21 protein-coding genes and 1 tRNA gene are annotated in these 24486 nt (G+C 65.4%); 11 read left to right on the top strand and 11 right to left on the bottom strand.

What is annotated here, in order from left to right; genetic code table 11:
- Window positions 1-78 precede the first annotated feature (78 nt).
- The 3 genes from QFZ47_RS03885 to QFZ47_RS03875 form a co-directional block, all read right to left on the bottom strand.
- A complete protein-coding gene (locus tag QFZ47_RS03885) occupies window positions 79-735 on the bottom strand; it encodes a TetR/AcrR family transcriptional regulator (RefSeq protein ID WP_307654403.1) in 657 nt (218 codons plus the stop codon).
- 189 nt (window positions 736-924) lie between these two features.
- Window positions 925-1374, bottom strand: coding sequence for an SWIB/MDM2 domain-containing protein (locus tag QFZ47_RS03880; RefSeq protein WP_307654402.1), 450 nt, complete (start codon window positions 1372-1374; stop codon window positions 925-927).
- Between the two features lie 155 nt (window positions 1375-1529).
- Window positions 1530-2462: a DMT family transporter gene (locus QFZ47_RS03875; protein WP_307654401.1), complete on the bottom strand. Its 933-nt coding sequence runs from the start codon at window positions 2460-2462 to the stop codon at window positions 1530-1532.
- A 36-nt stretch (window positions 2463-2498) separates the two neighbouring features.
- Here QFZ47_RS03875 and QFZ47_RS03870 point away from each other — a divergent pair, with 36 nt between their 5' ends.
- From QFZ47_RS03870 to QFZ47_RS03820, 11 genes are all read left to right on the top strand, one after another.
- A complete protein-coding gene (locus tag QFZ47_RS03870) occupies window positions 2499-2927 on the top strand; it encodes a gamma-glutamylcyclotransferase family protein (protein ID WP_307654400.1) in 429 nt (142 codons plus the stop codon).
- Window positions 2928-3173: 246 nt separating this feature from the next.
- On the top strand, window positions 3174-4493 hold the full coding sequence (aceA, locus tag QFZ47_RS03865) for an isocitrate lyase (protein WP_307654399.1): 1320 nt from the start codon (window positions 3174-3176) through the stop codon (window positions 4491-4493).
- A 326-nt stretch (window positions 4494-4819) separates the two neighbouring features.
- Window positions 4820-6727, top strand: coding sequence for a threonine--tRNA ligase (gene thrS, locus QFZ47_RS03860; RefSeq protein ID WP_307654398.1), 1908 nt, complete (start codon window positions 4820-4822; stop codon window positions 6725-6727).
- A 102-nt stretch (window positions 6728-6829) separates the two neighbouring features.
- A complete protein-coding gene (gene infC, locus QFZ47_RS03855; RefSeq protein WP_307658879.1) occupies window positions 6830-7447 on the top strand; it encodes a translation initiation factor IF-3 in 618 nt (205 codons plus the stop codon).
- A 162-nt stretch (window positions 7448-7609) separates the two neighbouring features.
- Entirely contained in the window at window positions 7610-7813 is a 204-nt protein-coding gene (gene rpmI / locus QFZ47_RS03850; protein ID WP_007832497.1) for a 50S ribosomal protein L35, read from the top strand.
- Between the two features lie 24 nt (window positions 7814-7837).
- The gene (gene rplT, locus QFZ47_RS03845; protein WP_007832499.1) at window positions 7838-8197 is read left to right on the top strand and encodes a 50S ribosomal protein L20; all 360 of its coding nucleotides are present in this window, start codon (window positions 7838-7840) and stop codon (window positions 8195-8197) included.
- 113 nt (window positions 8198-8310) lie between these two features.
- A complete protein-coding gene (gene pheS, locus QFZ47_RS03840) occupies window positions 8311-9387 on the top strand; it encodes a phenylalanine--tRNA ligase subunit alpha (protein WP_307654397.1) in 1077 nt (358 codons plus the stop codon).
- Between the two features lie 43 nt (window positions 9388-9430).
- Window positions 9431-11872, top strand: coding sequence for a phenylalanine--tRNA ligase subunit beta (pheT, locus tag QFZ47_RS03835; RefSeq protein WP_307654396.1), 2442 nt, complete (start codon window positions 9431-9433; stop codon window positions 11870-11872).
- 5 nt (window positions 11873-11877) lie between these two features.
- Window positions 11878-12249 (top strand): integration host factor subunit alpha, encoded by a 372-nt coding sequence (locus QFZ47_RS03830; protein ID WP_307654395.1) that lies wholly within the window; start codon window positions 11878-11880, stop codon window positions 12247-12249.
- 65 nt (window positions 12250-12314) lie between these two features.
- A complete protein-coding gene (locus QFZ47_RS03825; RefSeq protein ID WP_307654394.1) occupies window positions 12315-12782 on the top strand; it encodes a MerR family transcriptional regulator in 468 nt (155 codons plus the stop codon).
- A 26-nt stretch (window positions 12783-12808) separates the two neighbouring features.
- Window positions 12809-12885, top strand: a tRNA-Pro gene (locus tag QFZ47_RS03820).
- Between the two features lie 429 nt (window positions 12886-13314).
- Here QFZ47_RS03820 and QFZ47_RS03815 read toward each other — a convergent pair.
- The 8 genes from QFZ47_RS03815 to QFZ47_RS03780 form a co-directional block, all read right to left on the bottom strand.
- The gene (locus QFZ47_RS03815) at window positions 13315-16779 is read right to left on the bottom strand and encodes an autotransporter outer membrane beta-barrel domain-containing protein (RefSeq protein WP_307654393.1); all 3465 of its coding nucleotides are present in this window, start codon (window positions 16777-16779) and stop codon (window positions 13315-13317) included.
- Between the two features lie 326 nt (window positions 16780-17105).
- Window positions 17106-17963, bottom strand: a complete 858-nt coding sequence (locus QFZ47_RS03810) for an alpha/beta fold hydrolase (protein WP_307654392.1) — start codon at window positions 17961-17963, stop codon at window positions 17106-17108.
- 36 nt (window positions 17964-17999) lie between these two features.
- Window positions 18000-18704, bottom strand: a complete 705-nt coding sequence (locus QFZ47_RS03805; RefSeq protein ID WP_307654391.1) for an SDR family oxidoreductase — start codon at window positions 18702-18704, stop codon at window positions 18000-18002.
- Between the two features lie 64 nt (window positions 18705-18768).
- On the bottom strand, window positions 18769-19770 hold the full coding sequence (locus QFZ47_RS03800) for an NADP-dependent oxidoreductase (RefSeq protein WP_307658878.1): 1002 nt from the start codon (window positions 19768-19770) through the stop codon (window positions 18769-18771).
- A gap of 90 nt (window positions 19771-19860) precedes the next feature.
- On the bottom strand, window positions 19861-20466 hold the full coding sequence (locus tag QFZ47_RS03795; protein ID WP_307654390.1) for a TetR/AcrR family transcriptional regulator: 606 nt from the start codon (window positions 20464-20466) through the stop codon (window positions 19861-19863).
- Window positions 20467-20523: 57 nt separating this feature from the next.
- Window positions 20524-20991: a hypothetical protein gene (locus QFZ47_RS03790; RefSeq protein ID WP_307654389.1), complete on the bottom strand. Its 468-nt coding sequence runs from the start codon at window positions 20989-20991 to the stop codon at window positions 20524-20526.
- Between the two features lie 133 nt (window positions 20992-21124).
- Complete coding sequence (locus QFZ47_RS03785; RefSeq protein ID WP_307654388.1) at window positions 21125-22153, bottom strand: Csu type fimbrial protein; 1029 nt, start codon at window positions 22151-22153, stop codon at window positions 21125-21127.
- The gene (locus QFZ47_RS03780; protein WP_307654387.1) at window positions 22150-24474 is read right to left on the bottom strand and encodes a fimbria/pilus outer membrane usher protein; all 2325 of its coding nucleotides are present in this window, start codon (window positions 24472-24474) and stop codon (window positions 22150-22152) included. Before QFZ47_RS03780 ends, QFZ47_RS03785 begins: the two co-directional genes overlap by 4 nt.
- Window positions 24475-24486 lie beyond the last annotated feature (12 nt).

Raw genomic sequence — 24486 nt, 5'->3', positions numbered from 1 at the left:
GATTTTAGAAAGGCCGTCCCCGCAGCGCAACCGCTGCGAATTGGTAGATACCCGAAGAGGTTGGGGATGCCCGAAGGCTCAATGCAGGACGTAGCCCAGCACGAGGTCGGTCATGTGCGAGAGGCGCTGCGCCATCGCCTTGGGCGCACGCAGGTCACGCCCGAAGACGGCCGACAGCGTGTGGTTGTTCGAGAGGTAGAAGTAGCACAGCGAGGCGATCGAGATGTAGAGCTGCACCGGGTCGACCCCGGCGCGAAACAGCTTGTCGCGCTTGCCGCGCTCGAGCACCGTGTCCAGCAGCTGCACCAGCGGCGAGTTCATTTCCTGGATGCGCTCGGAGCGCTTCAGGTGTGCTGCGCAATGCAGGTTCTCGCTGTTCAGGAGCGTGATGAACTCGGGATGCTCCAGGTAGTAGTGCCAGGTGAACGAAACCAGCTGGCGAATGGCCTCGACCGGATCGATCTCGTCCAGGTGCAGCTGCTGCTCTGCCTCGCGGATGTCGGCGTAGGTGCGTTCGAGCACTGCAAGGAACAGGTCGTCCTTGCTGCCGAAGTAGTAGTAGATGAGGCGCTTGTTCAGGCCCGCGCGCTCGGCGATGCTGTCCATGCGCGCGCCGGCCAGGCCGCGCTGGGAAAACTCGTCGCGGGCCGACGCAAGGATGGCGAGTTGCGAGCGGTCGGCATCGCGCGAACGCGGCTCGGCTGTTTCGGGCAGGGAATCCTTGGTGGCCTTCATGGTGCGAATTTAACCAATTGGTGAATTAACGCAAGGCGTTGGGAGCAAGCGCACGTGATGGCCGCAGACATTGCAGCTGAGGTTGGTTCGACTTCCCATGAGTAAATCACGACCCCCGCGGGCAAAAAAAAACCGGCATGTGCCGGTTTTTCGATTCGGGAGCGCGATGCACGCGCAGTGCCCGAGCGCTTACTTGACGTGCTTGCCGATCAGCGCGGCCAGTTCGAACATCGACACTTGCGGCTTGCCGAAGATTTCCTTCAGCTTGGCGTCGGCGTTGATGTTGCGCTTGTTGGCCTTGTCTTGCAGGTTGTTCTTCTTGATGTAGTCCCACAGCTTGCTCACGACTGCGGTGCGCGGCAGAGGCGTCGGACCGACCACGGCGGCGAGTGCCGGGCTGGGGGTCAGGGCCTTCATGAACGCGGCGTTGGGCGTGCGCTTCTTGGCAGGAGCGGCCTTCTTTGCAGGAGCCTTCTTCGCCGGTGCAGCAGCCTTCTTCGCAGGAGCCGCAGCCTTCTTTGCGGGAGCAGCCTTCTTGGCCGGTGCAGCAGCCTTCTTCGCAGGAGCCGCAGCCTTCTTTGCGGGAGCGGCCTTCTTTGCCGGAGCTTTCTTGGCCGGAGCCTTCTTTGCAGTTGCCATGGTTGATTTCCTTTTTTGGTTGAACAGTCACCAATGAAAAACTTGCGTCTCCAGTGGCATTGCGGATGCTAAAGGAGAAAAAACGCGTTTCCAAGGGAAAAAGCGGTTTTTTCATTGGGAGTTGTTGTTTTTTCAGAGGGGAGAACCCCCGGTTTTCAGCTTCGGCGTGCGGGCCAGGTCGCAAGCACCACGCCAACGAGCGCAAGAGCGAACGCGAGCAGTTGCGGTGCGGAGAGGCTTTCACCGAGCACCAGCACGCCCACGAGGGCCGCGCTCACGGGCAGCATCACGGCAAAAACGCCGGCCTGCGCAGCAGGCACATGGCGCAGTCCGGTCATCCAGAGCCACACGGTCCAGATGCTCGCGGCCAGCGCATAGACCACGAGCAGCGCCCAGGTGCCGAAGCGCACGGCCGAAAAGTCGAACTGCAGTGCGAACCAGATGCCGAAGGGCATCGACAGCACGAAGCCCCAGAGGTTGATGAGCGAGGAGATCCGCTTGGGGCCGAGGCTTCCGGTGAGCGACTTGCCGATCACCGCGTAGGCGGTTTCGCAAAGCACCGCGCAGAACACGAGCAGGTTGCCGAGCCACGGCATCGAAGGCGCAGTTGCGCCGTTGTGGCCCGTGGCCGGTGCGTGCGCCGGCGCCGGCGCGAGGGCCAAGAGGCCGATGCCGAGCGCGGCGCAGCCGATGGCAAGGCCGATGCGCACCGTGATGCGCTCGCGCAGGAAGAGCCAGCTCGCAACCGCCACGGCCGCCGGGATGGAAGCCATGATCACGCCGGCGGACACTGCGCTCGTCAGGCTCACGCCGAACAGCATGCAGACCGAGAACAGGAAGTTGCCGAGGAACGATTCGAGAAAGACCAGCCCACGCGTGCGTCCGCTCATCGGCGGTTCGCCCGGCGCGCGCCGCAGCCAGTGAGGCATGGCGAGCGCCGCAATGCCGAAGCGCAGCCACGCGAGCAGCAGCACCGGAAAGGCCGCCACCAGCGGCTTGGAAAGGGCGACGTAGCCGCCGACGAGCGACATGCTCAAGGCCAGGCAACCATAGGCCAGCAGGCGACTGGCGGGAGCAGCGGTGTTCAATAGACTGGAGGGCTTGTTGGAACGATGGATTCGATGATGCCCCAATCCCTGGAGTCCGATGGCGGGCCGGACACGCACTCGCAGCGCCACGTCTTTGTCTACGGCACCCTGCGCCGCGGCGGGCGCAACGACATCGCGCGCTATCGGCCCGCGCCGGTCCATGTGGCCGACGCGACCATCGCCGGAACGCTCTACGACATGGGCGCTTATCCGGGCGCGGTGCTGGACGGACCGCGGCGCATCGCCGGGGAGATCTACCGCATCGCACCCCCGGTGGAGGCCGCGCTCGATCGGCTCGAGGAAGTTGCCGACGACGATTCCGGCGAATACATCCGCCGCCACGTGGTCGTGGAAGCGGACGCGCAGCGGTTCGAGTGCCTGGTCTACGAGATACATCCGGCGCGCATCGAAGGGCACGCGGTGATCGACGGCGGCGACTGGATCGCGCACGCCGCCGCAAGGTGAGCCCTTTCCCCACGCCTCGTTTTCACGCCTGAAAGATTGATTGCACATTGCGAAACAGGCGGCTGCTGCGGCGCAATATTTTTTCTCAATATGAGAAAAATAATTTTGCATGGAGAAATGTCTCTCTAAGTCATTGATTTTTATGGGTTAAAAATATGTCTTCTATAAGACATAAGAGTCCGGCTTCGGCTTAGAGTAACTCCACGGCCACAGCGCCCATCCTTCAATCAACCTCACGGAGTGACCATGCCCCAGACCCTCACCGAACAATTGAGCCGCGAACAGCAAATTGCCGCCCTCGAGAAAGAATGGGCCACCAATCCCCGCTGGAAGGGCATCAAGCGCGGCTACAGCGCGGCCGACGTCGTGCGCCTTCGCGGTTCCTTCCCCATCGAGCACACGCTGGCGCGCCGCGGTGCCGAGAAGCTCTGGGAACTGGTGAACAACGAGCCCTACGTCAACTGCCTCGGTGCGCTCACAGGCGGCCAGGCCATGCAGCAGGTGAAGGCCGGCGTGAAGGCCATCTACCTGTCGGGCTGGCAGGTTGCGGCCGATGCCAACACCTACTCGGCGATGTACCCGGACCAGTCGCTGTACCCGGTGGACTCGGTGCCGACCGTGGTCGAGCGCATCAACAACACCTTCCGTCGTGCGGACGAAATCCAGTGGTCCAAGAATGTGAACCCCGGCGACAAGGGCTACGTCGACTACTTCGCGCCCATCGTCGCCGACGCCGAAGCCGGCTTCGGCGGCGTGCTGAACGGCTTCGAGCTGATGAAGGCCATGATCAAGGCCGGCGCCGGCGGCGTGCACTTCGAAGACCAGCTCGCCTCGGTCAAGAAGTGCGGCCACATGGGCGGCAAGGTGCTCGTGCCCACCACCGAGGCCGTGCAGAAGCTCGTCGCCGCGCGCATGGCCGCCGACGTCTGCGGCACGCCGACGCTCGTGATTGCCCGCACCGACGCCGAAGCCGCCGACCTCATCACCAGCGACTACGACGAGAACGACAAGCCTTTCCTCACCGGCGAGCGCACCGCCGAAGGCTTCTACAAGACGAAGAAGGGCATGGACCAGGCCATCAGCCGCGCCGTGGCCTACGCGTACTACGCCGACCTGGTGTGGTGCGAAACCGGCACGCCGGACCTCGAGTTCGCCCGCAAGTTCGCCGAAGCCGTGCACAAGGTGCACCCGGGCAAGATGTTGGCCTACAACTGCTCGCCGTCGTTCAACTGGAAGAAGAACCTCGACGACGCCACCATTGCCAAGTTCCAGAAGGAACTCGGCGCCATGGGCTACAAGTACCAGTTCATCACGCTGGCCGGCATTCACTCGATGTGGTTCAACATGTTCGACCTGGCGCAAGACTACGTGGCGCGCGGCATGTCGGCTTACGTCGACAAGGTGCAGGAGCCCGAGTTCGCAGCGCGCGATCGCGGCTACACCTTCGTGTCGCACCAGCAGGAAGTGGGCACCGGCTACTTCGACGAAGTGACTACGGTCATCCAGGGCGGCAAGTCCAGCGTCACGGCGCTGACCGGCTCGACCGAGGAAGAGCAGTTCCACTGATCCGCTGAATTCGCCGCCAGCACAGACGATTCGCTGTCACCTTCGAGCCCGGCCGAGCGCCGGGCTTTTTTTTGTGGGGACTCGCAAAATCCCGGCGTCGATGGGCCCAACAGGCAGCGGATAGAATTGCGGCCTCTGCACCCAACAAGAGCGAGAAAGGCACCTTGGTTATGACACCGCGAACTACTCCGCAAGGATTCAGCGGCTTTTTCTTCATCTCCGAAGAAAAGAGCCGGTAGCCCGCGCTCGCTGGTTTCTGCCAGCTCTCATCCCAAGCAAAGCGCGGCCAGTCACCGCGCTTTTTGTTTTTTCGCCCAAGGTTTTTCATGATCCAGATCACGCTTCCCGACAACTCGCGCCGCGAGTTCCCCGGCCCGGTTTCGGTGGCCGAAGTTGCCCAGTCCATCGGACCCGGGCTTGCCAAGATGACGGTGGCAGGCAAGATCGACGGCAAGCTCGTCGACGCCAGCGATGTCATCGACCATGACGCCAGGCTCCAGATCATCACGCCCAGGGACGACGAAGGCCTGGAGATCATCCGCCACTCGACGGCCCACCTGGTCGGCCACGCCGTGAAGCAGCTCTATCCGACGGCCAAGATGGTGATCGGGCCCGTGATCGAAGAGGGCTTCTACTACGACATCTCCTACGAGCGCCCCTTCACGCCCGAGGACATGGCCGCCATCGAGGCGCGCATGCGCGAACTCATTGCGCAGGACTACGACGTGGTCAAGAAGATGACGCCGCGTGCCGAAGTCATCGAGGTCTTCAAGTCGCGTGGCGAAGACTACAAGCTGCGCCTCGTCGAGGACATGCCCGACGAGCAGGCCATGGGCCTGTACTATCACCAGGAATACGTCGACATGTGCCGCGGCCCGCACGTGCCGAACACGCGCTTCCTGAAGGTCTTCAAGCTCACGAAGCTCGCGGGCGCCTACTGGCGCGGCGACGCCAAGAACGAGCAGCTGCAGCGCATTTACGGCACGGCCTGGGCCGACAAGAAGCAGCTCGACCAGTACATCCAGCGCATCGAGGAAGCCGAGAAGCGCGACCACCGCAAGCTGGGCAAGGAACTCGACTTGTTCCACATCGACGAAGTGGCGCCGGGCGTGGTGTTCTGGCACCCCAAGGGCTGGGCCCTGTGGCAGGCGGTGGAGCAATACATGCGCGGCATCTACCGCGACACGGGCTACTGGGAAGTGAAGGGCCCGCAGATTCTCGACAAGAGCCTGTGGGAGAAAACGGGCCACTGGCAGAACTACCGCGACAACATGTTCACGACGGAGTCGGAGAAGCGCGAGTACGCGCTCAAGCCGATGAACTGCCCCGGCCATGTGCTGATCTTCAAGAGCGACCTGCGCAGCTACCGCGACCTGCCGCTGCGCTACGGCGAGTTCGGCCAGTGCCACCGCAACGAGCCCAGCGGCGCGCTGCACGGCATCATGCGCGTGCGCGGCTTTACGCAGGACGACGGCCACATCTTCTGCACGGAGGACCAGATCCTCGAAGAATGCGTGGCCTACACGGCGCAGCTGCAGAAGGTCTATGCCGACTTCGGCTTCACGGACATTCTCTACAAGGTGGCCACGCGCCCCGACAACCGCGTGGGCTCCGACGAGCTCTGGGACAAGGCCGAGCACGCGGTGATGGAGGCGCTGCGCCGCTCGGGCGTCGACTTCATCATCTCGCCCGGCGACGGTGCCTTCTACGGCCCCAAGATCGAATACACGCTGAAGGACGCGCTCGGCCGCCAGTGGCAGTGCGGCACGATGCAGGTCGACTTCAACACGGCCGAGCGCCTGGGCGGCGAGTACGTCACGGAAACGAGCGGCCGCGCCCACCCCGTCATGCTGCACCGCGCCATCGTCGGCAGCCTCGAGCGCTTCATCGGCATGCTGATCGAACACCACGCCGGCGCGCTGCCCGCGTGGCTCGCTCCGGTGCAGGTGGCGGTGCTCAACATCAGCGAAGGACAGGCCGACTACGCTGCGTCAGTGGCGAAAACGCTGCAGAATCAAGGGCTTAGGGTTCAGCTCGATCTGCACAACGAGAAGATTACGTATAAAATACGCAAGCATTCGTTGCAAAAGCTCCCTTACATCCTTGTCGTGGGTGACAAAGAGAAGGAAGCTGGTGCCGTCGCAGTGCGCGCCCGGGGCAATCAAGACCTCGGTGCAATGTCCCTCGAGTCGTTCGTACGACGGCTCAATCAGGATATTGCTGACAAGCGTTGATTTGTCCCGGAAGCACCCTCATGTGTGTTTCTTGGCCATCTTGCCGCTTGTCCGCGAGACTGACCCGGCTTCCGCTACAGATTTTGTAGCAATTTTTGAAGGATTCTGACCATCGCTACTGCATTTCGCGACCGCCGCCACCGCGAGGAACGCCAACACCGCCTGAACCGGGAAATCATGGCCCCGGAAGTCCGCCTTGTAGGCCCGGAAAACGAGCCCATGGGTGTTATGAGTCTCTCCGAGGCCTTGCGCCTCGCCGGTGAGGCTGATGTGGATCTGGTAGAGGTCGTTGCCGCGGCCAATCCGCCTGTGTGCCGTCTGATCGAGTACGGCAAGTTCAAGTACCACGAGCAGAAGAAGGCGGCCGAGGCCAAGTCCAAGCAGAAGGTCATCGAGGTCAAGGAAATCAAGTTCCGCCCCGGTACCGACGATGGCGACTACAACATCAAGATGCGCAATATCCGGCGCTTTCTTGAAGAGGGCGACAAATGCAAGATCACGCTGCGCTTCCGCGGCCGCGAGATCACGCACCAGGAGCTCGGTCTGGCATTGCTGCAGCGAATTCGCGATGAGCTGGCCGACCTGATCGTCGTGGAGCAATTCCCCAAGCTCGAAGGCCGGCAAATGATCATGATGATCGCGCCGGGCCGCAAGAAGCCGGGTGGCGGTGGTGCCGCAAAGCCTGCTTCCTCGGAAGCATCGGCGCCCGCGACGGCCTGAAAAGGCTGGCAGGGCAGGAGAGCAGCAGGGTTTGAAGAATTTCGCCGTTGCCGGCGCTTCGAAAGAAGGGCAGGCAGGGGCGGAATAAAGAAGTGTCTCGGGGCCAACAAGTCCGTGGAGTATCCGCGGCGCCTCACGAGCACAAACTAAAGGAGCATTCACATGCCCAAAATGAAGACCAAGAGCAGCGCGAAAAAACGTTTCCGCGTTCGTCCCGGTGGCACCGTCAAGCGCGGTCAAGCCTTCAAGCGTCACATCTTGACGAAGAAGACCACCAAGAACAAGCGTCACCTCCGTGGTGCAGTCGCAGTGCATGAGACCAACATGGTTTCTGTCGCCGCCATGCTGCCCGGCCGTGGCATTTAACTCAGACGAACAAGGAGTACACACATGCCTCGCGTCAAACGTGGTGTAACGGCTCGCGCCCGCCACAAGAAAGTTCTCGCACTCGCCAAGGGTTTCCGCGGTCGCCGCGGCAATGTCTTCCGCGTCGCCAAACAGGCGGTGATGAAGGCTGGGCAATATGCCTACCGTGACCGCCGCACCAAGAAGCGCGTGTTCCGTCAACTGTGGATCGCGCGTATCAACGCCGCCTCGCGTGAACTGGGCCTGACCTACAGCCAGTTCGCAAACGGCATCCGCAAGGCCGGAATCGAGATCGACCGCAAGATGCTTGCGGACATCGCAGTGCACGACAAGGCCGCTTTTGCCGGCATCGTGGAGCAGGTCAAGGCCAAGCTGGCTGCTTGATTCTGCACAGCAGGGGGCGAGCCTTCGGGCGGCTTCCTGCGCCCACGGCACAAGGGCTGGCGCTTGAAAAGGCTCCAGCTCTTTTTTTATTTCCCCGCCTAATTTTTGTTGCTATGAACGAGTTGGACTCCCTGGTAGCCACCGCAGGCGCTGCCTTTGCCCAGGCGAAGACACCTGCAGAGCTCGAAAACGCCAAGGCCCAGTTCCTCGGCAAGTCGGGCCGCATCACCGAGCTGATGAAGGGCATGGCCGCGCTCAGCGTCGACGAGAAGAAGTCGCGCGGCGCCGCCATCAACGTGGCCAAGCAGGCCATCGAGTCCGCACTGACCGAACGCCGCCAGCAACTGGCCGACGAAGAGCTTTCGCTGCAGCTGCGCGCCGAGGCGCTCGACGTGAGCCTGCCCGGCCGCCGCCGCATTCCGGGCGGCCTGCACCCCGTGAGCCGCACGCTGGAGCGCATCGAGGAGATCTTCTCGAGCATGGGCTTCGACGTGGCCGACGGCCCCGAGATCGAGAGCGACTGGCACAGCTTCACCTCGCTCAACAATCCGCCGAACCATCCTGCGCGTTCGATGCAGGACACCTTCTATGTCGACCTGAACGGCGACGACGGCATTCCCTACAACCTGCGTCCGCACACCAGCCCGATGCAGGTGCGCTATGCGCATCAGCACATCAAGAAGTACGCGGCTGAATTCGCCGCTGCCGCAGCCGACACCACCGGCACCATCAAGGCGCCCGAGATCCGCGTGATCGCGCCGGGCCGCACCTACCGTGTCGACAGCGATGCCACGCACTCGCCCATGTTCCACCAGTGCGAAGGCCTGTGGCTCGGCGAGAACGTGAGCTTCAAGGACCTGAAGGTCGTGTTCACCGACTTCTGCCGCACCTTCTTCGAGAGCGACGACCTCGTGCTGCGCTTCCGGCCCAGCTTCTTCCCGTTCACCGAGCCCAGCGCCGAGATCGACATCCAGTTTGCGAGCGGCCCGCTGGCCGGCCGCTGGCTCGAAGTTGCGGGCTCGGGCCAGGTGCATCCGAACGTGGTGCGCAACATGGGGCTCGACCCCGAGCGCTACATCGGCTTTGCCTTTGGCATGGGCCCCGACCGGCTCACCATGCTGCGCTACGGCGTGAACGATCTGCGGCTGTTCTTCGACGGCGACTTGCGCTTTCTCTCGCAGTTCCAGTAAGCACCCGTCCATAGAAACAAATACCGAATACGAGATCGAAGAGATGCAATTCCCGGAATCCTGGCTGCGCGAGTTCTGCAATCCGCCTCTCGGCAGCGCCGAACTGGCCGAAACGCTCACCATGGGCGGCTTCGAGGTCGAAGAGCGCCGTCCCGTGGCGCCGCCCTTCAGTCGCATCGTGGTCGGCGAGATCAAGGAAGCCGTGCAGCATCCCAACGCCGATCGCCTGCGTGTGTGCCAGGTCGATGCGGGGCAGGGCGCCTTGCTCAACATCGTGTGCGGCGCGCCCAATGCGCGTGTCGGCATCAAGGTGCCCTGCGCGCTGGTCGGCGCCGAACTGCCGCCCGGTGAAGACGGCAAGCCCTTTCTCATCAAGCTCGGCAAGCTGCGCGGCGTGGAAAGCCAGGGCATGCTGTGCTCGGCGCGCGAACTGAAGCTCAGCGAAGACCACGGCGGCCTGCTCGAACTCGATGCCGACGCACCCATTGGCGCCGACGTGCGCGACGTGCTCAAGCTCGACGACGCGCTGCTCACGCTCAAGCTCACGCCCAACCTCGCGCACGGCCTGAGCGTCTATGGCGTGGCGCGCGAGCTCGCGGCGCTGACCGGTGCGCCGCTCAAGACGCCCTCCATCGCGCCGGTGGCCGCATCGTTTGCCGACGTGCTGCCGGTGAAGGTGGAAGCGCCCGAACTCTGCGGCCGCTTCTCGGGCCGCATCGTGCGCGGCGTGAACACCAAGGTGGCCACGCCGGCCTGGATGGTCGATCGCCTCGCGCGCTGCGGCCAGCGCAGCGTGACGCCGCTGGTCGACATCTCGAACTACGTCATGTTCGAGTACGGCCAGCCCAGCCACATTTTCGACCTCGACAAGATCCACGGCGGACTCACGGTGCGCTGGGGCAGGGCGGGCGAACAGCTCAAGCTGCTGAACGGCAACACCATCAGCGTGGACGAAAAGGTCGGCGTGATTGCCGACGACCAGGCCGTCGAATCGCTCGCGGGCATCATGGGCGGCGATGCCACCTCGGTGTCCGACGACACGCGCAACATCTACGTCGAGGCCGCGTTCTGGTGGCCCGAAGCCGTTCAGGGCCGCTCGCGCCGCTTCAACTTCTCGACCGACGCCGGGCATCGCTACGAGCGCGGCGTCGATCCGAGCCGCACGGTGGAAATCATCGAGCGCATCACGCAGCTCATCATCGAGATCTGCGGCGGCCAGGCCGGCGCCATGGACGACAAGATCCTGAACGTGCCCGAGGCCATGCCCGTCACGCTGCGCGTGGCGCGTGCTGCGCGCGTCATCGGCATGCCGCTGACGCAGGCGCAATGCGCCGACGCGCTGCGCCGCCTCGGTTTTGCGCTGCGCGAACGCGAGGGCACCCTGACCGTCACGCCGCCGCCGCATCGCTTCGACCTGCTGATCGAGGAAGACCTGATCGAAGAGGTCGCGCGCCTGATCGGCTTCAACAACCTGCCGACCAACGCGCCGCTCGCGCCCATCACCGCGCGCGTGCGGCCCGAGGCCCAGCGCAGCCGCTTCGCGGTGCGCCGCAGCCTGGCGGCGCTCGGCTACCAGGAAACCATCAACTTCAGTTTTGTCGAGGCGCACTGGGAGCAAGACCTGGCCGGCAATGCCCATCCGGTGAAGCTCCTCAACCCCATTGCCAGCCAGATGAGCGTGATGCGCTCGTCCCTGCTCGGCTCGCTGCTGCAGGTGCTGAAGTTCAACCTCGACCGCAAGGCGCCGCGTGTGCGCGTCTTCGAAGTGGGCCGCGTCTTCATGCGCGACGACAGCGTGGCCACCACCGACAGCACCGTGCGCGGCGTCGACCAGCCGATGCGCGTGGCCGGCCTCGCCTGGGGCGATGCGGAAGAAGCGCGCTGGGACGGCAAGGCGCAGCGCGTCGATTTCTACGATGCCAAGGGCGATGTCGAAGCGCTGCTCGCACCGCGGGTGCCGAGCTTCGAGCCGGCCGAGCATCCGGCGCTGCACCCCGGCCGCTCGGCCCGCGTGCTGGTCGACGGCAAGGCCATCGGCTTCATCGGCGAGCTGCATCCGCGCTGGCGCCAGAAGTGGGACTTCGCCCTGGCGCCGGTGCTGTTCGAACTCGACCTCGACGCCGTCACCGCGCGCCCCGTGCCCGTGGCGCAGCCGGTGCCCAGGCATCAGGCCGTGGAGCGCGATATTGCGGTGGTGGTGGCCGAAGCCGTCACGCACAATGCGTTGATGCAGGCCATTCAATCGGTGGCAGCGGCGCGAGGGCTGCTGCGCGACACCACGCTGTTCGACATCTATCGTCCGCAACCTGCGCGCGACGGTGCGGTGCCGGCATCGGTCGGCCTGGCGCAAGGGGAAAAAAGCATGGCGGTTCGCCTGAGCTTCCAGGACGACAGCGCCACGCTCACCGACGAGCAGGTGGAACCGGCCGTGCGCGCCATCGTCGAACAATTGAGCGCCAGCCTCGGCGCACGCCTGAGGGGTTGATGAGAATGAACGCTGCGGAATTCACGCTCGAAGCCCTTGAAACGCCCGCACTCACCAAGGCGCACCTGGCAGATTTGCTGTTCGAGCAGATCGGCCTCAACAAGCGCGAATCCAAGGACATGGTCGAGGCCTTCTTCGACCTCGTCGCCAACAGCCTGATCGAGGGCACCGACGTCAAGATCTCCGGCTTCGGCAACTTCCAGATCCGCGTGAAGGCGCCGCGGCCGGGCCGCAACCCGCGCACCGGCGAAGCCATTCCCATCGGCGAGCGCCGCGTCGCCACCTTCCACGCGAGCGCCAAGCTCAAGGAACAAATCCACGGAAGCATCGAGCAGAGCGGCACTTCCGAGGTCGAGTGGAGCCTGGGCGCCGAATAAGTGCTTGGCGCCCTGCGCGTGCGTAGAGTAATCTCTAAGGTTTCCAGCGCACGGTCTTGATTTCAATGGAGAAAACGCTCCCGCCCATTCCTGTCAAACGCTACTTCACCATCGGTGAGGTTGGCGAGCTCTGTGGCGTCAAGCCGCACGTGCTGCGCTACTGGGAGCAGGAGTTCACGCAACTTCGGCCCATGAAGCGGCGCGGCAACCGGCGCTACTACCAGCACCACGAAGTGCTCATGATCCGCCGCATCCGCGACCTGCTCTACGACCAGGGCTTCACCATCAGCGGCGCGCGCAACAAGCTGCAGGAACTCGTGCAAGGCGAGCGCGACAAGCGCAAGGCCGGCATGGTGCCGCTCGAGGGCATGGAGGCCGTCGAGATCGACCAGGAAGAGTTCGAGGCGGCTCTGCACCAGGACGACAACCGCAACCCCGAGCCGCAAGTGGCTCGCACCGTCGATCCGTCGCAGTTGCGGCACCTGCGGCGCGAGCTTTTTGAAATTCGTGAGCTGCTGACCATCGGACGGTGATTTGAGCCGGCTATAATCGCAGGCTTCGGTGTGTGGCGCAGCCTGGTAGCGCACTTGCATGGGGTGCAAGGGGTCGAAGGTTCGAATCCTTTCACACCGACCAATAAAACGTCCAAGGGCGTCCGGTTTCATCCACCGGACGCCCTTTTTCATTGGAGAACTGGGCGAATCGTGTCCGGAGGCATGCAACCGCACACATACCTCAAGTAGCGCACCGTGATGCTTCAGCGGTGGGCGGCCCTTTCATTCAGCAAGACCACGCAGCTCAAGCGATCTCGATTGCCTCTGCCCATACGCTGTTGAAAAAAAAGACTCCTGGGTCTTCTTGAACACGACGCTCGAGTGCAGACCGACAGCGGACTCGATCCGCTTTGTCTTGCCAAAGTCGGCACTGGATGCCCTGAGTGATTGAATGATGGCCCCCGCAGAACCTGAAAGATGAAACCGGCAACAGTTCACTTCGGCCCAGGCACCGGGAGGTTCGTCCGCGAAGGCGCATCAAGAATGTCGATGGAGCGACGGGCTCACCACTTCATGCGCAGCCCAGCGAGCCTTGCACTGCGCTTTTCACCTTCGCGTCGCCGCCCGAGGCCCACAGCTTTCCGACTTCGCCATAAATGCTGGTTGTCTGGCTCAGCGCCAAGGTCAGGCCGCCGGCCAGTTCGCTCACGGTAGAACCGGTGCGGCTCGTGATGTCGGTCGTGGCGGCGGGTGAGATGAAACGGGCCACGTCGGCACCGCCGCTCGCCTTGTAGATGTTGAAGCGGCCGTAAGGCTGCAGCGTGCCGAGGCCGGTGGCCATCTCGCCCTTCACGCGCACGCCGACGCGCGCAATCCAGCCGTCGTCGCTGTCCTGCCGCACATTCGCACCGGAGATCGCGATATTGTCCAGGCCCAGATGCTGGTGGATCAGCTGCAGCTGCGGCTCGATCTTCCAGCCGCTCTCGCCGAGTGCGAAGGCCTGGCCCACTTCGATCGACGCCATCAGGCTGTCGCCCTTGCCCGCGTTGCGGGAGGCCGACAACGGCTCGACGGTGTAGCGATGCCGCCCGGCCTGCAGCACGGCATCGGCATAGAAGCCCGAATCGGCGGTCCAGGTGCCGTAGGCGCCCAGGTACTGGCTGCGCAGGTCGTTGGAGCCGACGGCCAGGTTGGCAATACCGCTCGCAAAGCCGCTGACCTTGACGCTGCCGTCGAGCTGGCCGACGTACACGCCGGCGCGCCAGTTCGAGCTGGCGAACAGGTCGGTGCCGGCCTGGAAGCCCCTGACGTCGCCCTTGCTGTGCGGGCTGACGGTGCCTTGCTGGCGAACGTCGATGTCGGTGGCGATCACGCGGCCCCATGCGCGGCGCTCGGTGCCGCTCGACGCGGCAGCGCCGGCCTTGACGTCGTCGTCGCCGATGCGCTGGTGCAGGTTGCCGATCATCGCCAGGTCCATCTGGCGCAACTGGCTGGGCAGTGCCGCGAGCAACGGGACTTCGGCGCGGTAGGTGGGCACTTGCACGGCGATCGTGGCCGTGCCGCCTGTGGCGCCGCCCGTCGATCCGCCTGCGCCAGTCGTGGGCGTCGTCGGGGTGACAGGTGTGGTCACCGTGGTCGTCGAGCGCAGGTACCAGTTCTCGCCGGCGCCGCTGGCGTCGGCCGCCTGCAGGCGGTACTCGTAGGCGCCCGCATCGACGTGGCCGCCCGCGAGCGTGAACGCGTCCCGGGTGTTCTGCGCCGTGGTGGTGGCGCCGTTGAGCGCCGAGACCACCTCGATGCCGTTGCCGGTGGTCAGTGCGCCCAGGCCGCCCAGCTGTGTGATCTGCACGCTGGTGCGGCCGCTGGCCGAGGCGCTCGCGCCGTCGAGCACCAGCCGGTCGCTCACGCTGGTGCTGTCGCCCAGAAACGTGCCGAGCCGCAGCACGCCGTTGTTGCCGACATAGGCGCCGTTGACGGTGAGGGTGGTGCCCGGAGCGCTGCCCACCGTCGAGACCGTGCCGCTGTTGGCGAGCGAGGCGACCGTCTGGCTGAAGCCTGCGAGGTCGAGCGTGGCGCCGCTTCGCACGGTGTGTGCCGAGGCGGCGCTGAAGGTGCCGGTGGCGCCGGCCTTCAGGGTGCCTTCGGCCACGTCGGTGGCGCCGGTATAGCTGTTGACGCCCGAGAGCGTGAGGGTGCCGCTGCCCAGCTTGGTGACGAAGCCGCCGCCGCTGATGTTGCCGCTGAGTGTTTCGCTAAACGCGCCGGTGTCGATGATCGGATCGTTGGCGCCGGTCAGCACGATGGCGTTGGCGAGGTTCAGGCCGTCGGCAACGAAGCCGAGCGTGGTGCCGTCGTCCATCGCCAGCGCGCCGGTGCCCAGCGCCAGGCTGTCGCCGACGTTCAGCCGGCCCTGCTTGAGCGCGGTGCCGCCGCCGTAGCTGTTGGCAGCGGTGAGCGTCGTGGTGCCGGCGCCTTCTTTCACGAGCGAGCCGGTGCCGCTGATCGTGCCCGACAGCGTGAGCGCGTTCGAGCGGTTGATGGCCAGCGTCGCATTGTTCACAACGTCGCCCAGAACGCTGCCCGTGGTGCCGCCATTGCCGAGCTGCAGTGTGCCCGCGCTGATGGTGGTGCCGCCGGTGTAGCTGTTGTCGGCGGTGAGGATCGTGGTGCCGACGCCGGCCTGCACGAGTGCGCCAGTTCCGCTGATGGTACCGGGCAATGTCAGCGCGTTCGAGCGATTGACGGCCAGCGTCGCGTTGTCGACGATGTTGCCTTGCACCGAGCCTGTGGTGCCGCCGTTGCCGAGCTGCAGCGTTCCGGCGGTCACGGTAGTGAGGCCGGTGAAGGCTTGGTTCCCAGTTAGCGTGAGCACGCCCGCACCGGTCTTTTCGATGCCGCCCGTGCCGCTCACCAGGCCGGCATAGGTTGCGTTGTCGGGCTGGGCGAAGCGCACGAGCCCGTTGTCGGTGATCGCTGCCGGCGCGAACTGCGCGCTGCTCTGCAGCACGCCCCCCGAATTGACCGTCATGCTGCCCGTATAGGCGCTGGCATTGGCGCCCAGAATCAGCGTGCCGCCATTGACAGTCGCGCTGGTGATGCCCGAAGAAGGCAGCGCGACATTGAAGGTCCAGACGCCGGCATTGCTCTGCAGTGTCTGGAATCCGGAGAGGGAGAGGGGTGCAAAGGTGGCCGCGGCGCCGTCGTCGCTTTCGAGCGTGAGAAGGTTGGCACCGCCGCCGCCACTGATGTTGCCGGTGATGGAGGACCCGGTATAGGCGTGCAACGCGTCGTTTCCGCTCGCGAAGAGGAGCGAGCCGATGACGCGGCCCTTGTTGGTGAAGTCGACGGCCGAGGTGCCGTTGGCGCCGAACACTGGCGCAATGCCGGGGTTGCTTTTGCCGTCCGCATAGCCCGCTTCCATCGTGCCGGTGTTGACGATGGTGTTGTTGCCGGAGTTCGCCTGGAACCAGATGGCCGCATGGGTCGATCGCACGGTTCCGTGATTGATGATCGTGTTGCCGCTGCCCACGGGATTGACGGCCTCCGAATTGCCGGCGCTTCCATCGGCGAAGACGTTGGCGTTCTGCTCGATGGTGAGGGTGCTGTTGCTGTTGAACTCGATCGTGTTGGCGCCGATGCCGCCGGGGTACGGACTGTTTCCGCCGGTGGAACTGTTCTGGACCGTAGCACCGCCACGTACCGTGATGACGGCGTTGTTGCCCAGGCTGATCGCGGAAGCGTTGGCCGAATCGACCAGCGCACCCGACTGGACATCCACCGAGGTGTTGTCCGCCGTGGCCGGCCCGCTCCCGACGGTCGCGCTCTGGGTTCCGCCTGCCGCGGCGCAGGTGATGGCCGCGCCCGCAGCCACGCAGTTCGCCGCGGCGGGCATGGCCGCGGCGGCCAGGGCGACGGCCACTGCCGCAGTGGCGACGCCGGTGGCGGCGCGCGCTTTCGAATGGCCGCGGCTCAGTTCCGACGCGACCGTCCATGCCGCGAGGGCATCGTTCCAGACAATGCGAAAAACTCTGTTCATGATGTTCCTGGTTGGTTCCGCCGCCGCGGTGGAGCGGCGCCGTCCCAGCCAGGATCGGGAAGGGGCGGCAAGGCCGGTCAACCCGCCGTGCCAGAGCGCCAAGCGTGAGCGCGCGAGCTTATGTAACAGGCGCTTCGCAGAAGCTGACAACTGTTAACTTGAGTTTGCTTTTTATTAACTAAATCACACAAAAGGTGTAATTCGGAATTTGCTCGAAAGCCTTGTTGCCGGGCCGCTACAGGCACTGGGCGTGCAGCAACGGGCTACGACTTCGGCATGAGGCACACGTTCTAGATGCGTGAGAACAGCGTCAAAGATGAGGCCGTTCAGCGCGCAAGAAACGCGAGCGCCCTCGGCACGAAGTCGGCATGGAACTGGAACACCGCGCCGTGTCCGGAATCGGGATAGACGATGAGTTCGCTGTTCGGAAGGCGCTGCGCCAGGTCGCGCGTGTTCTTGCTCGGGACCATGCGGTCGCTGTCGCCATTCGCCACGAGCACGGGGTGCCGCACCCTCGACAGGTCCGCGGGCTTCTTTGCGCCCCAACGCCGCAATGCCTTCAGCTGGGCCTGCAGGGCGGCCACGGTGATGGCCTTGTCGCGGTTCTCGGAGCGCTCCTTCAGGCGCTGCAGAAACTCTTTCCCCGCGCGGATTCCCGCGGGCGTCCTGGTGAAGAACAGGAACTGCTTCGGGTCCTGGAAGGTGAGCCAGCCGCGGATCATGTCGATGTAGGTCACGCGGGCCACCCGGCTGATGCCTTCGCCGCCCGCGGGGCCCGTTCCCGTGATGATCATCCTGCGCACGAGCTGCGGCTCCATCTGCACGATCTCCTGGGCGATCATGCCGCCCATCGAGAAGCCGAAGAGGTCGACCTGGCCAAGGCCCATGGCCTTGATGAAGGTGATTGCGTCCCTGGCCATCTCCTCCATCGACGCCGCCGGGGCTCCGCTCGACGCGCCCACGCCGCGGTTGTCGAACGCGATCACGCGGCGCGTTGCCGCGAATCCGTCCACGACCCGCGGATCCCAGTTGTCCAGCACGGCCGCCAGGTGGATGAGGAACACGACCGGGACGCCCGCGTTCTCGGTGCCCAGTTCCCGGTAGGCGAACGCCACGCCACCGGCGGCGATCGTCCGCGTGGGAACGTCTTTCCAGGTGACTTTCGGCTTCTGCTCGAAGATCATGGTGTTCCTTGGATGGATGCGGTCGGTGCGCCGGCCTCAGGCGGCCTGGGGCAGGTAGCTCGGCCTTGCCGCGGTCAAGCCGTGCTTGACGTGCTGCGTGATCTCATCGGCCAGCACCTCGTCCAGGCCCGACTCGAGGCCGTCGAGCGCGCGCTTGACGATGTCCTCGGGGCTGGACTTCGGGGCATCGAATCCGCGCGTGAGGTCGGTGTCGACGTAGCCCATGTGCAGCCCGAGCACTTGCGTCTTCTGCGCCGCCAGTTCGTTGCGCAGCGAGTTGGTGAGCGACCAGGCTGCGGACTTGCTGGCCGAATAGGCAGCCAGCTCGCCGCCGTTCACCCAGGAGGCGACCGACAGCACATTGAGCAGCGCGCCGCCGCCGTTGGCCTTGAGGATGGGCGCGAAGGCCTTGCTCATGCGCAGCACGGAGAAGAAGTTGGTCTCGAAGATGCGGCGCGCGACCTCTTCGCTGTCCGGCGCAAGAAAGCCTCCGGGCTGGGCGATGCCGGCGTTGTTGATCACCAGCGTCACATCCGACGCCAGCTCCGCGGCGGCCGCCACGTCGCCCGGCTGGTTGACGTCGAGCCGCAGGGGCTGCACACCGGCTTGCGTGACGGACGCGGGGTCGCGTGCTCCGGCGTAGACCTTGCGGGCGCCGCGCTCGAGCAGCTCGCGCGCGAATGCCAGGCCGATGCCGCGATTGGCACCCGTGACAAGGACAACGGAATTTTCGATCTTCATGGGGAACTCCAAAGGTACGTAGGTAGGGTGGGGGAACGGGGAACGGGGAACGGGGAACGGGAACTCACTTGACCTTGATGACGACCTTGCCCTTTGCGCGGCCGGCCTCCACGTAGGCCAGGGCTTCGTTGGTCGATTCGAATGGAAAGACCCGGTCGATCACCGGGCGGATGTCGCCGGCCTCGATGAGCCGCGTGATCTGCTGCAGCTGGCTCCCGTCCGCCCTCATGAAGAGGAACGAGTAGCCCACGCCCAGGGCTTTGGCCTTTCGCCTGGCGCCCGAGCTCAGCAGCCGCATGACCAGCTTCACGAAGCCCGGCGCCGCGATCTGCTTGCCGAATTCAGGATCGGGCGGTCCGGAGATGGAGACGAGCTTGCCGCCGCGCTTGAGCACGCGCAGCGATTTCTCGAGCGTCTTGCCGTCTTGGCTGTTCAGGACCACGTCGCAGTCGCTCAGCACATCCTCGAAGTCCTGCGTCCTGTAGTCGATGACCACGTCGGCGCCCAGGCTCTTCACGAGTGCGGCATTGGGCGCGCTGGTCGTCGTGGCAACCGTTGCGCCCAGCTGCCTGGCCAGCTGGATGGCAAAGGTGCCCACGCCGCCGGAGCCTGCCTGGACGAAGACCTTCTGTCCCTTCTTCAGCCCGGCCTTCTCGACCAGTGCCTGCCATGCCGTCAAGCCCACCAGCGGGATCGACGCGGCTTCTTCCATCGTGAGGCCGCGGGGCTTGAGGGCGAGCGATGCCTCCTTGACCGGCACGAACTCCGCGAAGGTGCCGATCCGGAAGTCGTCGACCCGCGCATAGACCTCGTCGCCCACCTTGAAGCCGCGCACCTGCGGCCCCGCCTTGATGACGACACCCGCCACGTCGTGCCCCAGCACCAGAGGCAGCCGGTAGGGCAGGATGAGCTTGAACTCGCCGTCCCTGATCTTGGAATCCAGCAGGTTCACGCCGGCGGCGTGGACCTCGACCAGCACCTCGTCGTCGCGCAGCTCCGGGGTGGGCATTTCTGCCGGCCGCAGCGCGCGCTTCTTGCCGTAGCGCTCCAGGACAAAGGCTTTTATGGTGCGTTCCTGTTCTTGTGTTGAGTATTTGGCATGATGGCCATCATATTTATCGGCGAAAGAAAAGGCAGCATTCGTCCGTGGGCGGACTCAGCTGCCGACGGCGGTCAGGTGCTTGAGTGCGGCCTCGCGCAGGCTGTCGGACAGCGCCGGCTCGTCGACCGCACGCGCCAGCAGCAGGGCGCCCACCATGGTGGAGATGGTCACGAGCGCCCGCTCGTGGGCGCCCGGCTGTCCCCAGTCGGGCAGCTGGCGCGCGACGAGGTCGATCATTTCCTTGATGTGCCGGGTGGTCACGCGGCGCACCTCGGGCGCCTGGCGCGAGGTCTCGGAGCCCAGCGCGGCCAGCGGGCAGCCGATGTCGACGTGGCCCAGGTGCTCCTTGGAGAGATAGCCGTTCAGCATGGCCGGCAGCGCCGTGCCGGAGGGCACCTTGGCCACGACATCGGCTGCGGCGGCAGCGGACTCCGCGCAGGCCCTTTGGGCCGCTTCGGCCAGCATGGCTTCGCGCGAGGCAAAGTGGGCATAGAAGGCGCCATGCGTCAGGCCGGCCTCCTTCATGATGTCCGCCACCCCGGTGCCGTCGTAGCCGCTGCGCCGGATGGCCCGGGCGGCCACGGACACGATGCGGTCGTGCGTGGCGTCCTTGGCAGCAGCCCTGGTGTTGGGTTTCGAGTTTCGCATGATGCATATCATACAACTTTTGCCGACAGCGCGCACGGCCACACTGGCAGCAAGGGCGGACGATGCCCCTCAGTAAGTGACCGTCACCCGCATCGCATTGCTGCCGTCGCCATCCGCAGCGGAGGCCTGCGGGGCAGTGCGGGCCGTGATGGCCGCCATGGCGCCGATCGCGCCGCGCCAGGTGGGGTCGAGGGTGTCGAGGCCGTCGGCGGTGGTGCCGGCGACCATGAAGGTCGTCTCGCCGATCTTGTCGAACGGGTACTCGCGGCCCTTGATGAGCACCGACTTCATGTTGGTCCAGACGCGGTATTCGTGGCCGCCCTTGACCGGCGTGACCTGGAGCACCTTGAAGGTCGGGAGGACGATCATCGTCACGTTGAACCGCGCCGTGGCGCTGCCCACGCCATGCGTCGGCTCCGCGGAACCGAGCCGAAGCGGCAGCAGCAGCATCATGCCGACGGCGGCCGCCGCGCGAGCCGCGCGCGGTGGAAGCAGCAGGCCGGTCGAACCCGCACGGGACAACATGTTTCCGGGCATGGAACCTCCTCTCGTCGCAACCTCGGTGGAGGGCATCGCATCGATGCCCCAAACTGGGTTATCGGCAGAGTAGCCGGAAAATTAAGGCCCGTCGCGCAATTTATCGGCGCAGCCCGCTGGCCCCCGCGCGGGTTCAGTAGGTCACGGTGACCGTCACGGTGTCCCGGTAGCTGTCCGGCCGCACGTTGACGCTGCTGCCAAGCACCCTGCCATACACGGTCAGCGCCTGGGCCGTACCCGTGCCGGTGCCTGCGACGGTGTTGGTGCCCGTGACGCTGCCCCACGGCGCCGAGCGGGCGGCATTGCTGTAGAGCCGGTAGGGCACCGTGTCCGTGTTGGCCGGCACGCCGCCCGTCGGCGACATGACCCCGGCGCCGATCGTCGAGCCATTGCCTGGCGACAGCGCCACCGTGTAGGAGGTCGGCGTTGTGCAGGTGACGTTGATCGTGCTGGTCTGGTCGGAATTGGCAGCGCCCGGCAGGCCGTCGATGGTGCCGAAGTTCAGCGGATCGGCCGTGACCAGGCAGCTCTTGGAGACGTTGGCTGTGACCACGAACGGAAAGTTGTCCGCCGCCGAGCCGTTGCACGCGGCCGGCGTGGTGGTGGTGCTCGACGAGAACGTGATCGAGGTGTGGACGCTGCCGAAGTTGTCCTGGTAGGAGCCTGGAGGCACGGTGCCCTGGAGGGCCATCAGATCCCCTCGCATGGCCGCGCTTCCCGAGAAGCTTCCAGGGACGGTGGTGGAAGTACGGCGAGGAACGGTGAACGTGGCAACGAAGGGACTCGGCACCTGCCCGTTGCCGCTTGAACCCCAGACAACGTTGCTCGTCCCCTGATAGAGCTGGAACTTCAGGCTGTTTCCTGCGGCGTTCTTCATGACGCGCGGATTGAAGTTTGTCAGGCCTTCGTCGCCGTCGCCGATGTTGAAGCAGGCCCTGACGATCTCGGCGACAGTGCTGTTGTTGGTGCAGGTGTAGTTCAGTGTGGCGGTGGGGGAGGGCGGCGTGCTCCCGTCGACCAGGTCGACCGTGCCAAAGGCCAGGTTCGTCATCGTCGCGGTGCACGTGATCGTCGCCTGCGCGCTCCCCGCACCCACCCACCACAGCAGCGCGCAAAACAAGGGCAGGCGCAGCGCCCGCAAGGTGCGAGTCAAAAAGCTCATGGCGTCCTGGCCTCCCTGATGCAGCGCAGCGGTCCGATCTGCGGAATGCCCGCGCCGTCCTTGCGATAGTCGAAGCTCGCGCGGCAGCGCCCGCCCGGCGTCTGCACGTCGAGCGTGTTGCGCGGCTGCAGAGACTCCAGGTACACCGCGCCGTCAAAGCCGACCAGCGCCGGCTCGCCGGTGCCGCCGTTCGCGCGTACGCGGCTGCCCAGCGGCAGCGGCTTGCCCGCCTCGTCCGCCAGCAGCAGCGCCGCCGCATTGATCGGCGCGATGCCAAAGCGCACCAGCGTGCCGGCGCGGTCGCTCGGCGTGGCCACCGTTTTCACGCGCTCGATCCGCACGTCCGCCGGCAACTGCATCGGGTCGATCGACAGCTGGTTGTTCTGGTAGGCCCGCAGCGGTGCCACCAGCAGCATGCCGTGGCTGTCGGTGGTGCCGATGTCGCGGTTCTCCAGCCTCACCGGCACGCCCGCAATGCCGTCGGTGGAAACCACCGCAAAGGCATCGTCGATGCGCCGCGCCGCAAAGGGCTGGCCGCCCATGAACGCGATCGAACCCGTGGCGCCCGCGTAGGCATAGCGGCTGTCGCCCAGCACGCTGATGCCGGCCATCGCGCGGCCGTAGCGGCCCAGGTAGTCGACCTCGGCCTGGCCGCCGTTCTGGCCGCCGCCTTGGCGCAGGCCGGCGCGCCAGCCGATGCCGCCTTCGCCCGGAATCGAGCTTTGCGCGTCGGCCGAGAAGGTGGTGCGGTCGCCGTCGCGCTGCACGCCGGTGCTGGCCGTGATCTTGCCGTCCAGCGCCCAGGTGAAGCCGACGTACAGGCTGCGCTCGCGGCGGTTGTCCAGGTTCTGGTTGAGGCTCACGTTCACCGAGGCGCCGCGGCCTATCGCGCTGAACCAGTAGACGCTGGCCAGCCGCGTCGGCTGCTGCGCCGGATAGCGCAGGTACAGGAAGCTCAGGCCAAAGCTGCCGAAGCTCCCCGTGGTGTAGCCGATCGAGGCGCGGCCCGATCCGCGCGCGGGCGCGCTGCCGTACAGCGACGCCACGTCGCCGTACTCGCCGTAGGTGCGCGTGCCTTCGACCGCAAAGTTGAAGTGGTTGTCGCGCCAGCTGTAGCCCAGGTTGGCCAGCGAGCCTTGCTCCGAGCGGTAGCTGCTGCGCGCCACCGCGCCCGCCAGCACACCGCTCTGGCCGAGCAGCCAGGCGCCGCCCACGCCGGCCTTCACCAATCCCTTGGTGGCTTCGCCATGCGCTTCCATCGTGAAGCTGTTGTTCACGCCATAGCGCCAGGTGCCGCTGGCCGCCGGATCGCTGCCGTATTCGAACGAGCGCAGGCCGTAGTCCTTGCGCACCATGCCCAGGTCCACCGACCAGTCCGACAGGCCCGCCTCCAGCAGCCGCTGCGTGTCGTACAACGAAAAGTCGAGCGTCGTCGCACGGCCGAAGGCATCGGTCAACACCACCTGGGCATTGCCTGCACCATTGATGCTCGGCACCGTCTTCAGTTGAAACGGCCCCGCCGGCACCTGGCCCGTGTACTGGCGCATGCCGTTGATGTACAGCTCCACCTGCGAAGGCAGCGCGGCCGCCCCCAGGAAGGCCGGCAGCGGCGTGGTCGTGCGATAGGGCTGCAGCGCAAAGTTGCGCGACAGCTGGATGCCGCCGATGCGCGTGGAGCGCGACCACGGCAGCGCGGCCGTAGTGGTGTCGCCCACGCGAAGCGTCAGCATGTCTTCAGGGAACGAGGTGCTCAGCGTCGTGTCCAGCCGCACCGAGTCGTGCGTCCAGCCTTCGCCCGGAAGGCGCGCCGAGCGCGACATCATCGTGTTGCTGAGCACCGTGCTTCCGGTGAACGCGCGCAACTCGGTCAGCGCGTTCAGGCTCGACGTGTTGCCGCGGCCCTGCGTGCCATACAGGTCGTAGTTGAGCAGCAGGCCGGGCGAAGCGCTGGCCTTGGGCACGATGGTCGTCGACGTGTCGACCACCGTCGTGGGCAGTCGCAGCACATCGGCGGAGGCGTTGATTGCAACGCTCTGGGTGGCGGCGTCGTACTTGATCTGCAACCCCGGAAGGCTCTTGAGCCGCACCGGGTCGGACACGCCCGCCGGCAGCACAAAGCCCAGCTGCCGCAGCGTGGCGGCGCTGGCCCACAGCTCCTGGCCGCGCAGGCCAAAGTGCACCAGCCCCTGCGGGTTGCCGTTGAGGCTCAGGTCCAGGTAGAGGTCGCTGCCGGTGGGGCCGGCCAGCTCGCCCTCCGCGGGCGCGACCAAAGATGAGCCCGAGCCGGCTGCGGCATTCTCAGCCTGGGCGGCAAAAGACATCAGGCCGGAAAG

The sequence above is a fragment of the Variovorax paradoxus genome (assembly GCF_030815975.1).
GTDB lineage: Bacteria > Pseudomonadota > Gammaproteobacteria > Burkholderiales > Burkholderiaceae_C > Variovorax > Variovorax paradoxus_N.
This window is presented reverse-complemented; position numbering and strand designations above follow the sequence as displayed.